The 11,335-nt window shown below is 68.1% G+C and carries 12 protein-coding genes; 6 read left to right on the top strand and 6 right to left on the bottom strand.

Annotation, left to right across the window (positions count from 1 at the left end):
• Positions 1 to 301 precede the first annotated feature (301 nt).
• The gene (locus tag LGR64_RS26990) at positions 302 to 1,615 is read right to left on the bottom strand and encodes an MFS transporter (RefSeq protein WP_096914349.1); all 1,314 of its coding nucleotides are present in this window, start codon (positions 1,613 to 1,615) and stop codon (positions 302 to 304) included.
• A gap of 164 nt (positions 1,616 to 1,779) precedes the next feature.
• Here LGR64_RS26990 and argE point away from each other — a divergent pair, with 164 nt between their 5' ends.
• The gene (gene argE / locus LGR64_RS26985) at positions 1,780 to 2,943 is read left to right on the top strand and encodes an acetylornithine deacetylase (protein WP_013800116.1); all 1,164 of its coding nucleotides are present in this window, start codon (positions 1,780 to 1,782) and stop codon (positions 2,941 to 2,943) included.
• Between the two features lie 174 nt (positions 2,944 to 3,117).
• On the opposite strand, the gene LGR64_RS26980 is transcribed toward argE, so the two are convergent.
• The 3 genes from LGR64_RS26980 to LGR64_RS26970 all read right to left on the bottom strand — a co-directional run bounded on the left by LGR64_RS26980 (position 3,118) and on the right by LGR64_RS26970 (position 5,952).
• Complete coding sequence (locus LGR64_RS26980) at positions 3,118 to 4,149, bottom strand: cyclase family protein (protein WP_016448695.1); 1,032 nt, start codon at positions 4,147 to 4,149, stop codon at positions 3,118 to 3,120.
• A gap of 92 nt (positions 4,150 to 4,241) precedes the next feature.
• Positions 4,242 to 4,964: a DsbA family oxidoreductase gene (locus LGR64_RS26975; RefSeq protein WP_013800118.1), complete on the bottom strand. Its 723-nt coding sequence runs from the start codon at positions 4,962 to 4,964 to the stop codon at positions 4,242 to 4,244.
• A gap of 94 nt (positions 4,965 to 5,058) precedes the next feature.
• Positions 5,059 to 5,952: a LysR family transcriptional regulator gene (locus LGR64_RS26970; RefSeq protein ID WP_230357365.1), complete on the bottom strand. Its 894-nt coding sequence runs from the start codon at positions 5,950 to 5,952 to the stop codon at positions 5,059 to 5,061.
• A gap of 138 nt (positions 5,953 to 6,090) precedes the next feature.
• Between LGR64_RS26970 and LGR64_RS26965 the strand changes: the two genes are divergently transcribed.
• Both LGR64_RS26965 and LGR64_RS26960 read left to right on the top strand, forming a co-directional pair.
• Positions 6,091 to 6,447 carry a zinc ribbon domain-containing protein YjdM gene (locus LGR64_RS26965; protein WP_016448692.1) on the top strand — a complete coding sequence of 119 codons (357 nt, stop codon included), beginning with the start codon at positions 6,091 to 6,093 and terminating at the stop codon, positions 6,445 to 6,447.
• A gap of 2 nt (positions 6,448 to 6,449) precedes the next feature.
• Positions 6,450 to 7,472, top strand: a complete 1,023-nt coding sequence (locus LGR64_RS26960) for a hypothetical protein (RefSeq protein WP_230357363.1) — start codon at positions 6,450 to 6,452, stop codon at positions 7,470 to 7,472.
• Here the strand turns inward: LGR64_RS26960 and LGR64_RS26955 are convergent.
• Together LGR64_RS26955 and LGR64_RS26950 are read right to left on the bottom strand one after the other, a co-directional pair.
• Positions 7,469 to 8,104: a pseudouridine synthase gene (locus LGR64_RS26955; protein ID WP_013800122.1), complete on the bottom strand. Its 636-nt coding sequence runs from the start codon at positions 8,102 to 8,104 to the stop codon at positions 7,469 to 7,471. The genes LGR64_RS26960 and LGR64_RS26955 overlap by 4 nt on opposite strands.
• A gap of 4 nt (positions 8,105 to 8,108) precedes the next feature.
• A complete protein-coding gene (locus LGR64_RS26950; protein ID WP_012202182.1) occupies positions 8,109 to 9,017 on the bottom strand; it encodes a LysR family transcriptional regulator in 909 nt (302 codons plus the stop codon).
• Between the two features lie 76 nt (positions 9,018 to 9,093).
• Here LGR64_RS26950 and LGR64_RS26945 point away from each other — a divergent pair, with 76 nt between their 5' ends.
• The 3 genes from LGR64_RS26945 (at position 9,094) to LGR64_RS26935 (ending at position 11,326) form a co-directional block, all read left to right on the top strand.
• Positions 9,094 to 9,567: a CidA/LrgA family protein gene (locus LGR64_RS26945; RefSeq protein WP_012202183.1), complete on the top strand. Its 474-nt coding sequence runs from the start codon at positions 9,094 to 9,096 to the stop codon at positions 9,565 to 9,567.
• Positions 9,568 to 9,572: 5 nt separating this feature from the next.
• Positions 9,573 to 10,265 carry an LrgB family protein gene (locus LGR64_RS26940; RefSeq protein ID WP_061287476.1) on the top strand — a complete coding sequence of 231 codons (693 nt, stop codon included), beginning with the start codon at positions 9,573 to 9,575 and terminating at the stop codon, positions 10,263 to 10,265.
• Between the two features lie 746 nt (positions 10,266 to 11,011).
• On the top strand, positions 11,012 to 11,326 hold the full coding sequence (locus tag LGR64_RS26935) for a hypothetical protein (protein ID WP_012202185.1): 315 nt from the start codon (positions 11,012 to 11,014) through the stop codon (positions 11,324 to 11,326).
• The last annotated feature ends 9 nt before the right edge of the window (positions 11,327 to 11,335 follow it).

The raw sequence follows: 11,335 nt of genomic DNA, 5'->3' as shown, positions 1-11,335 counted from the left end.
TGTGGAATCTTGTATGCAAGTGGATTTACAACTTGCATGCAAGAATGTAGACAAGCGAAACGCGTGCCAGCAGAGGGTATTCCCTGCAGATTTGCGGCACTCCAGAGAGCATCAGCCCTGACTTTTTCTGCATGAAATCCGCCGATGCGGGCGGGCCTCCCCGCCGTGGTGCAGGGCGGGTGGCCGTCATGCCCGCGCATGGTGCGCAGGCGGGTGCGCGTGCGGGGCGCAGGCCCCGTGGCGGGGCATGCGGGGTATGCGCGGCATGCGCGGGCGCGGTGCCTTGCGCACCGCACCGGGATCAGCGCAGGTTGCGCTCCATCGCGCGGTCCTTGATGAAGAAGGCCGCGAACAGGCCCAGCGTCACGCCGAACATCACATAGAAGGCCGGCGCCATGGGCGAGCCCGTGGAGCGGATCAGCCAGGTCACGATGAACTGCGCGAAGCCGCCGAAGATCATCACCGCCACGTTGTAGGCCATGGACATGCCGGCCGAACGCACCTGGGGCGGGAACAGTTCGGCCATCACCGTGCTGAACACGCCGAAAAACACGGCCACGAACACGCAGACCACCAGCTGGGTGATCAGCAGCTTCTGCACCGTGGGGCCGTCCGTCAGCCAGGCATACAGCGGGTAGAGCACGACCAGGTAGCCGATCAGCGAGCCGATGGTCAGCATGCGGCGGCCCACGCGGTCCGACAGGGCGCCGAAGAACGGCATGATCACCACCATCAGCGCGGCGCCGGCCATCTGCACCATGAAGGCATCGCGCATGGGCAGCTTCAGCGTCACCGTGGCATAGGTCACCAGATAGGTGAAGGTGATGTAGATGGACACCGTGGCCGTGACCACCAGGCCCATGCCCACCAGCGTCTCGCGCGCATGCGTGCGCAGCATCTCCATGATGCCGATCTGGCGCGCCTTGCCGCTGGCCTGCGCGGCCTGCATTTCCTTGAAGACCTCGGGCTCCTCCACATGGCGGCGGATGTACAGCGCCACGGGAACGATCAGCAGGCCCACGGCGAAGGGCACGCGCCAGGCCCAGGCCATCAGCTCCTCCTCGGTGAAGATCTCGGTGATCAGCGTGCCCGTGGCCGCGCCGATCAGCAGGGCCAGCATCTGGCCGGCCATCTGCCAGGAGCCATAGAAGCCGCGCTTGCCGGGCGGTGCCAGCTCGATCAGCAGTGCCGTGGACGTGCCGAACTCGCCGCCGGCCGCAAAGCCCTGCAGCAGCCGCGCCAGCACGATGAACAGCGGCGCCAGGATGCCCACGGCCGCATAGGTGGGCGCCAGCGTGATCAGCGCGATCGCCACCGCCATCAGGCCCGTCACCATCACCATGGCCGCCTTGCGGCCCTTGCGGTCCCCGTACAGGCCCAGCAGGATGCCGCCCACGGGCCGCATGAAGAAGCCCACGCCGAACACGGCCGTGGTCATCAGGATGCGGTTGATGTTGTCGTCCGGATTGTCGGGATTGCTGGGGAAGAACAGCTTGGCGACGATGGGTGTCATGAAGGCGAACACCAGGAAGTCATACCACTCCAGCGCGTTGCCGATGACGGCAGCCACGATGTTGCGGGTCGAGACGGTTTGCTTGGTCAAAGCAGAGTCCATTTCCGAAAAGGGATTGAAAAGACGGCAGTCACGCCCGGGGCATGGGTCGGCGTGCCTGCCCGGGCCGCAACCCGGGCGTACACTGCTTCGCCATATGCAATGCCTATGCCATGGCCTGCGTCGTCCACGAAGGGCGGCGCAGGCCATGGCGCAGATGGAACCACATGACTACCTGGAAAAACACCCGCGACTGGCTGGAAACACTGGTCGCATTCGACACCACCAGCCGCAACTCCAACCTGGCGCTGATCGAGTGTGTACGCGATGAGTTGGCCACGCTGGGCGTGAGTGCCCGATTGTTCCACTCTCCGGACGGCGCCAAGGCCAATCTCTTCGCCACTTTGCCCGCCCACAACGGCGAAACGCAGGGTGGCATCGTGCTGTCCGGCCATACCGACGTGGTGCCGGTCGATGGCCAGCAGTGGAGCACCAACCCCTTTGCGCTCACCGAAAAGGGCGGGCGCCTGTATGGTCGCGGCAGCTGCGACATGAAGGGTTTCATCGCCGCCTCGCTGGCGCTGGTGCCCGAATTCCTGGCCACGCAGCGCGCCAGGCCCGTGCACCTGGCCTTCTCGTACGACGAGGAAATCGGCTGCGCGGGCGCACCCGTGATGATCAACCAGCTCAAGGCCGAGGGCGCGCGCTTCGACGGCTGCGTGGTCGGCGAGCCCACCAGCATGCAGGTCGTGGTGGCGCACAAGGGCATCAACCTCTACCGCTGCCGCGTGCACGGCAAGGCCGCGCATTCGTCGCTCACGCCGCGCGGCAGCAATGCCATCGAGTACGCGGCGCGGCTGATCTGTCGCATCCGGGACATCGCCGACCACTTCAAGGCGCACGGCCCCTACGACGAATTCTTCGACGTGCCCTTCACCACCATGACCACCAACCAGATCCAGGGTGGCATCGCGGTCAACACCATCCCCGAGCTGTGCGAATTCGCCTATGAATTCCGCAACCTGCCCGGTATGTCGGTGGATGGCATCCAGGCCCAGGTCGAGTCCTATGTGCGCGACGAACTGCTGCCGCGCATGCGCGCCGAGTTCGCCGACGCGCGCATCGAGATCGAGACCGGCGCCAGCGCCCCCGCGCTGGAAGCCTCGGAAGAAGCCGCCATCACCCAGCTGGTGCGCGCGCTGACCGCCGACCAGGAAAAGCGCAAGGTGGCCTACGGCACCGAGGCCGGCCTGTTCCACAACGCCGGCATTCCCACCGTGGTCTGCGGCCCCGGCTCCATCGAGCAGGCGCACAAGCCCGACGAGTTCGTCGAGCTGGCCCAGCTCGACGCCTGCGAGCGCTTCCTCAGCAAAATGGGCACGAGTCTGTGATCACCCCCTGAGTCGCTTCGCGCCTTCCCCCTCTCTTCGGAGGGGGGCGTACGGGCAGCCGGCGACACCCTTGCTGCGGGGCGGCGCGGCCGGCGTAGGCCCTTGCTCGGTGTCCCTCGCCTTGGGGGCGCGGGAGTTTCGAGGTCAAGCTCAAGAAATCTCGTCTTGCCCCGCTCAGCGTACAGGAATGGCGATGGGCCGCAGCGGCGCGGCGTCGCCGCCGCGGATCTTGAGCGGGCCGCCGATGAAGGCGAACTCGTAGACCTTGTCGCGCGACAGATCGTCCAGTGCCACCAGCTCCATGATGGGCACGCCCTTTTGCGCCAGCAGGTAGCTGTGCAGCGGTACGTAGTCGTCGTCCACCTCGGACGGGAACGTCTCCAGGCTCAGGTTGTCGGCGCCCACGATCATGGCGCCGCCTTCCTCCACCAGAAAGCGCGCGGCATCCAGGCCCAGGCCCGGCGGCTTGGCCATGTAGGCCTGGGGCTGGCCGTACAGCTTCATGCGGCCCGTGCGCACCAGCACGATGTCGCCCTCCTGCAGCGTCACCTTCTGGCGTGCCAGCGCATCCTTGAGGTCCTGGCGCGTGATGCGGTACTGGTCGGGCAGCATCTCCAGGCCCTTGGCGGCCGCCACGTCGATCAGCACGCCGCGCGCCACCAGCGGCGGGAATTTCTCTATGCCCGTGCGCTGCCAGCCCCGGTCGCCCAGATGCTGGTCTGCGCTGAAGCCGTTCCAGATCCTGCCGCGGATGCCGAAGTGGTTGAGCGCATCGATGTGCGTGCCCGTATGGCTGTACATGGAAAACGCCGTGCCCGTGTAGCTGCGCGTGGCGTTCATGTCCTTGCCCACGTTCATGGGATCGTCCACCACGGTGCCGCGCGGCGTGTGCGTCATCCAGAACTGGTAGTGCGGATCGCCCGCGTCCTGCCAGCTGGGCATGCCCACGTAGTACTCGGTGGCCAGGTCATAGACCTGCCCGCCCGTGATGCGCTGCAGGATGGCCGCGCGCGAGGCCGGCGTGATCAGGTTCAGGCGGCCGATCTCGTCGGCCGGCCCCCAGGGGCTGGTGCCCACGTCCTGGCGTGCGCCGGCCGGGGGCTCGTGGCCGCCATGGGCCTGGGCCGCGGTGCCCGCGAAGGCGGCGGCCAGGGCGATCACGAGAGAGGGCAGCGCCATGCGGCGAGCGAAGCGTTGGAGAGTCATGCAAGAGTCCTTGGTCTGCTGAAAAAGGGCGCGCATGCCGCGCGCGAGGGAAGGCGGAAAAACGCCGATGAAAAAAGCAAAGACGGGGGCGCTCAGGCCGCCAGGAAGTGCAGCCGTTCGCGCAGCGCAGCCAGCGACTGGGTCTGAAGCGGCGGCAGGCGCGGCGCGATCAGCGTGGGAATGGAGCGCAGGCCCATGCGCTGCGCCAGCGCGCGGTCCTGGCGCACCTGCTCCAGCGCCTGGGCGCCTTCCATGCAGCCCGCGAAGGCATTGCGCTCGAAGCCCGTGCGCGTGGCGATGTCCAGCAGCACTTCGGCGTCGCCGATGTTGCGGTGCTCGCTCATGTGGGCGTGCTGGATGGCGTCGAACAGATCCCAGTGCGCGTCATCGCCACCCAGGATCTGGGCCGCCTGGCAGGCCAGTGCGCCGGCCATGCCGCTGGGGTACTCGAAGGCCTCGCGGCGCATGCCCTCGATGTCGATGCGGTCCTCGTCGTCATGCTCCGCGCAGGCCTGCCAGTGCTCCAGGATGACCTGCTTGGCGCGCTCCATGGAGCCGAAGGCCGCCACCATCTCGGCGCGCGAGGCCTGCAGCACGAAGCTGCGGTGGCGCACGCGCAGGCCCAGCTCGCGCGCCACCTGGCGCAGGCGTGGCGACATCACGTAGCACCAGCCGCAGACCACGTCATGGAAGAAGTCGATGGCGGGGGCGACCGCAGGCGCCGCTGCGGGCGCCGCCTGCAGGGCCTGCTGCGGCGAGGGGGCCGCCGCATCCTGCGCGGGCAGGGCGCAGGAAAAATCATTGCATTGCGTCATGCTTGTGTCCTTCATGGCTGTGATGGACGGCAAGCGTAGGTCGCAGGCCCGGCGCGAAAAAGGGGCGCGCGCTTGAGGAACTCTTAACGCGGCGTCAACAATCCTCGCCCATGGCGGCAGGCAGCTCCTCGGCCAGGAAGTCCACGAAGGCGCGCACCTTGGGCAGCAGATGGCGCTGCGTAGGATAGACCGCGTAGACATGGCGGGCCTGCGCGGCCTGGTCCGCAAGGTCCAGTGCGACCAGCTGGCCTGCCGCAATCGCCGGCCGCGCCAGGAACGAGGGCAGGGCGCCAATACCCAGGCCCGCCACCAGCAGGTCGCGCAGCATCAGGCTGTTGTTGACGTTGGCGCGTGCCTCGGACGGCGCCTGGGGACTCTCGCCCGCTTCGCGGGGCGCATGCGCCAGGCTGTAGTTCAGCAGCGCATGGCTGCGCAGCGCGGCGGCACTGGCCGGGCGGCCATGCGCCTGCAGATAGGAAGGGGCCGCGCACAGCATCTGCGACAGCGAGGCCAGGCGCCGCGCGATCAGCGAGGAGTCCGCCAGCTCCGCGCTCAGGCGGATGGACACATCGAAGCCCTGGCCCACCGCATCCACCAGCCGGTCTTCCATGGACAGGTCGATCTGCAGCTGCGGATGGCGCTGCATGAAGCGCGCCAGCAGCGGCGACAGCGTGCTCAGCGCAAACGACAGCGGCGCATTCACGCGCAGCCGGCCGGCCACCTGCTGCGACTGCGCGCGCACCGACTGCTCCAGCGCATCGAATTCATCAAGCAGGCGGCAGCACTCGGCGTAGTAGGCCTGGCCCGTGTCGGTCAGGCTCATGCGGCGCGTGGTGCGCTGCAGCAGCACGGCGCCCAGATGGGCTTCGAGCGCGCGCAGCTGCTTGCTCAGCGCGGCCGAGGACAGGTCCAGTGCGTCGGCCGCCTTGGCGATGGAGCCCAGTTCTACGATGCGCCGGAAGGCGCGCAAGGGGGTCAGCGTATCCATGGGGAAAAAGCAAAGAGTGGCGCGCAGCGTAGCAGGCCGCTCGGGTTTGCCGGGGCATGCCTGCGGGGGCAGGGGCGACAATCGCCAGGTACGGCGCGCCCGCCGCGCCCCTTTGTCTTCACCGAATCTGTCCATCCCATGCCCCAGACCACTCCCGCCTGCCCCCAGTGCGGCCTTGAAAACACCTATCCCGACGCCGCCAGCTACATCTGCCCCGACTGCGCCTTCGAATGGCCCATGCAGGCCGAAGAAGAGTCCGGCGAAGCCGCCGCTGGCGACGGCATCGTGCGCGACGCCAACGGCAATGCGCTGGCCGACGGCGATGCCGTGATCCTGGTGAAGGACCTCAAGGTCAAGGGCTCGTCCACCGTGCTCAAGAAGGGCAGCAAAATCAAGGGCATCCGCCTGGTCGATGGCGCCGACGGCCACAACGTGGACTGCAAGACCGAACTGGGCTCCATGCTGCTCAAGTCGGAGTTCCTCAAGAAGGCCTGAGCATGCTGGCGCTGTCGCTTGCGGTATCGGCGGTCCTCGGGCTGCTGGCGCTGTGGGTGTTTGCGCCCCTGTTCATTGCGCTGACCGCTGGCGCGGTGGTGGCCCTCATGCTGCTGACACTGGCCGGCCGTACGGGTCTCACGGGCCGCACCGCGCGCACCCTGCCCGTGGCGGGCTGGTGGGCCGTTGCGCTGTGCGCCGGCGCGGCCTGCGTGGCCATGCTGGTGCTGCTGCCCGACCGGCTCGATGGCGCGCCCTTCCTCGCCTTCGGCATGGGCCTGCTGGCAGCCACCTGCGCCGGGGCGCTGGTCTGGTTGACGGGCTGGCTGATCGCAGGGCGGCAGCCTGTGCCGGTGTCCTGGTGGACCGGCTCGGCCCTGGCCGGCCTGGGCGCCTTCCTCGCCCTGCTGCTGGGCGGCCCCGACACGGCGGGCTGGATGGCCTGGCGCGACCAGCTGCGCGGCTACGAGGCCGTGCCGCTGCGCATCACGCTGGCCGAAGCGCCCACGGCGCAGCGCGAGCAGGCCCTGGCCGAACTGCTGCAGCCCTTGCTGGAGCAGGGCAGCCGCGCCGTCAGCCATCGCCAGTCCACGCGCTTCGGCAACTCGGTCGAGCATGCCGTGGTGCCCGCCCGCTGGCGCATCGATGGCAGGCTGCTGGAGATCATGCTGGCCGAGAAGCCGCCCGCGCCCCTGCTCAGCGCCCATGTCGCTTTGCTGGAGCAGTTCGCCGCCAGCGGCCCGGCCCAGGCGGGCCAGGCACCGTCCTGGCTGATGCTGGCCAGCGCCCAATGCCTGCCGCCGCCGCGCCTGCGCGAGCTGTCGCGCCTGCTGGGCCAGGGCAGCGAGCTGCTGGCCCGCGCGCGGCGCTGCACGCAGCAGCGCTCGGCGCAATTGCAGCGCCTGTGGCCGCTGCTGGCCGGCAGTGTGGAGCGGGTGGAAGTGGGCGAGGCGCGGCGCTTTCATCCGTGGCTCGGCCTGCAGCGCTGGAAGGCTGCGGCACTTCCCGACAATCCGGAGCCTTAGGCGGGCTCCACGTCCTTCCACTGGCCGGGCTCCAGGCCGTCCAGCGTGTAGGGCCCGATGGCCGCGCGCACCAGCCGCAGCGTGGGGTGGCCAATGGCCGCCGTCATGCGGCGCACCTGGCGGTTGCGGCCTTCGCGGATGACCAGCTCGATCCAGCAGTCCGGAATGTTCTGGCGCACGCGGATGGGCGGGTCGCGCTGCCACAGCACGGGCGGCGGCTCCAGCCGGCGCGCCTGCGCGGGCAGCGTCATGCCGTCGTTGAGCTGCACGCCCTGGCGCAGGGCCTGCAGCGCGGCCTCGTCGGGCAGGCCCTCGACCTGTACCCAGTAGGTCTTCTCCATCTTGAAGCGCGGATCGGCGATGCGCGCCTGCAGCGGGCCGTCATTGGTCAGCAGCAGCAGTCCTTCGCTGTCGGCGTCAAGCCGGCCTGCCGCATGCACGCCCGGCACGTCGATGTATTCCTTGAGGCCACGCCAGCGGCCCTCGGGGGTGAACTGGCTGAGTACGCCGTAGGGCTTGTTGAAGCACAGCAGGCGTGAGGGGCCGGTGTCGGGCCGGTCGGCGAAGGCGGGGCGGGCGCGCAGGGCCGGGCCTGCAAAAGGGCGCAAGGGTGGGCGTTTTCTGGGTTGCATGGACTCAGCGATTGTCGTCGGGATAGACCGCACGCACGCACTCCAGCCAGGCCCTCGCCGCGCGCGACAGATAGCCGCTGCGCCACAGCTGCACCACGTCCCAGTGCAGTTCAGGCCCCACCAGCGGGCGGCTGGACACGCGCCGCGGGTCGAACCGCGCGATCACGTGCTCGAACATCACGGCCACGCCCACGCCTTCTGCCACCAGGTCGCCGATGAAGTCCCAGTAGCGCGTCTGCAGCCGCACCTGTGGGCTGAAGCCTGCCGCCGCGCAATGCTCCAGCACGGCCTGGTGCAGGGCGAAGTCCGAGGTGTAGAACACAAAGGGCCGCCGGGCCAGCTCGCTCCAGTGCACGGGTGCGTCCGGGTCGGGCACCTCGTGCGCGGCAAAGGCCACGCGTGTCTTCTGGTGGGCGATGGTGCAGTACTCCAGGCCCTCTCCGGCCAGGTCGCCACCCGCCTCGCCCGCGCCGTGCAGGCCCAGCGCCATGTCCAGCTTGCCGTCCAGCAGCAGCTGGCGCTGGGCGCGTGCGCCCTGCTCCTGCACATGCAGTTCCACGCCCGGATGCAGTTGCTGAAAGCGCGCGATCACGGGCGCCATGTAGTGCCCGGCCGTGGGCATGATGCCCACGCTCAGGCTGCCGCGCGCAATGCCGTCCACCTCGGCCACCTCCTGCAGCAGCTGGCGTGACTGCTCCAGCACCTGCAGGCCGCGCGCATGGACCACCTGGCCTGCGTCGGTCAGTTGCACACCGCGCCCCTCGCGCAGCAGCAGCGGGCCGCCCAGCTCCTCCTCCAGCGCCCGCACCATCTTGCTGATGGTGGGCTGGGTCACATGCAGCGCCTCGGCCGCACGCGTGAAGCTGTTGCAGCGCACCACCTCGACAAAGTAGCGCAGCGCGCGCAGGTCCATGAGGATTCCTTTTGTGCATGGGAAAAATGGAAATTATTCATTTTACGAATCTGAGTGCAAACCCTAGGATTGCCCCATGTCAAAGATTTCCGCCATGCCCGTCCTGCGGCCGCAGGTGTTTCAGGGCCTGCTGCATCGCTGCTGGCCGCTGCTGCGCGGCGTGCTGCAGGTGGGGCTGCTCAGTGCGCTGTGGGTGGCCATGGAGGCCGTGCGCGCGCATTTCGGCTGGGGCATGCCGGCCGGGCTGATCGGCTTCGCGCTGCTGGCCACGGGCCTTTTCAGCGGGCTGGTCAAGGCGCGCTGGCTGCAGGGCGGCACCAACTGGCTGCTGGCCGAGATGCTGCTGTTCTTCGTGCCCGCCATGCTGGTCGTCACCGAATACACCGACCTGATCCAGCACCAGGGCCTGCGCATCCTGGGCGTCATCGTGGCCAGCACGGCCTGCGTGATGGCAGCCACGGCGCTGGCCGTGGACCGCGTCTACCGGCTGGAGCTGTGGCTTGCCCGGCGCCGCTCCACGCGCGCCGGGCTGCACAGGGAGCAGGAATGAACGCCATGTCCGACCAGACGATAGGCCTGCTGTCGCTGCTGGCCACGCTGGCCTGCTATGCGGCCAACAAGCGCGTGTACCGCCGCCATCCGCATCCGCTGCTCATGCCCATCGTCGCCACGCCCATGGTGCTGATCGCGCTGGCGCTGCTGACCCATGTGCGCTACCCGCAGTACATCGCCCAGACGCACTGGCTGGTCTGGCTGCTGGGCCCCACCACGGTGGCCTTTGCGCTGCCCCTGCACGAAAACCGCCACTTGCTGCGCAAGCACTGGATGTCGATCGCCACCGGCGTGCTCGTGGCCAGTGGCGTGTCCATTGCCACCACCATCTGGTTCGCACAGGCCTTCGGACTGCCCGTGGACCTGCAAAAGGGCCTGGCCGTGCGCTCGGTGACCACCCCCTTCGCCATCGAGGCTGAGCGCGTGCTGGGCGGGCCCACCGACCTGGCCGCGCTGTTCGTGCTGCTCACGGGCGTCAGCGGCATGCTCATGGGCGAGACCATCCTGCGGCTGCTGCCGCACGTGCGCAGCAAGCTGGCTGCGGGCGCCATTCTGGGTGGTGCCGCGCATGGCAGCGGGGTGGCGAAGGCGCGGCAGTTTGGGGATGTGCAGGCGGTGGTTGCTTCGTTGGTGATGATGATTGCGGGGGCGTTGAATGTGGTGGTGGCGCCTTGGGTGCGGGTGCTGTTTTTCTGAAGTGATTTGCTGAAGTGATGCGGGAGCTACTATCCGTGACCGGGGTTTGATGGCTGGGGCTTTTGGGGACCCGGCTGTCTTTGGGTTTGGGGCGGGATGGGGCTACCCGTGAGGGCGTCCGCATGCCTTGCACATGTTCTTAACTCCCGCCCACCTTGTTTGCTTTTGGCTTAGGTGCATTTTTAGCCCCTGCCGGGTGGTTGTTTTTCGAGGCCGGGTCTCGGCCCGGCAGCCGACTCACTTTCTTGTCTTGCTACAAGAAAGTGAGCAAAGAAAAGCGCCCGGATGTCCGCGACCCCTTCGCTTCGCTGCGGCGCAGGCGCGGACATACGGGGAGTGGGTGCGGGCCTTCGCTGCGCTCGGCCTGGAGTGCTGGGGCGCTTGCCATCTTGAAAGCCTCTATCATCGCGGCAGCCCCCTGTTCCGGGGCCGGTGCGTAAGAACACCCAAAACGAAGCGGTGCGGCCTCGCCGTCAAGGAGGCCTTGTCACGTCTGATTTCCGGAGCGTGGGCGCAAGCCTGCGTTCCTGCGGTTACGGACGGGATGGGGCTACCCGCAAGGGCGTCCGCACGGCTTCGTTCGTGTTCTTAACATCCCGTCCACCTGTCTGTGCGTAAGAACACGGGCCGGTGGTTTTTGTTCTCACGAAGGAGTACGAAACCATGCACGGCATTTCTTCTTTTGCATTCCCCTCTGCTACCCGAGCGCCTCACTCTCGCGCATCTGCCGTGGGAAGGGTGGCGCCATGAGTACCGCTTCCACAACCCTGACCCAGCCCACGCCGCAGCAGTTGAGCCATGCCGTGACCGAGATCGGCCGGCTGACGCTGCAGGGCAGCAGCGAGGTGTATTCCCTGGGCCAGCTGGCGCTGGCCTGGCTGGAGCGGCCCGAGGGCTACCGCAATCTGGAGGTGGTGGCCAATGCGCTGCAGGCCATTTGCGGGGCCGCGCAGCGGATGGAGGAACTGGTGGAGGACGAGGTCAACCACGTGCATTGCCTGCAGGAAGACCCGGCGTATCTGCGGCGGATGGCGGCCGCTGCGGCAGCGTTTCAGCGCTGATTCAGGCTT

It is taken from the genome of Delftia sp. Lp-1 (assembly GCF_020523835.1).
Taxonomy (GTDB): Bacteria; Pseudomonadota; Gammaproteobacteria; order Burkholderiales; family Burkholderiaceae_C; genus Comamonas; species Comamonas acidovorans.
The sequence above is the reverse complement of the archived record's forward strand: the minus strand, read 5'-3'. Positions and strand labels throughout refer to the sequence as shown.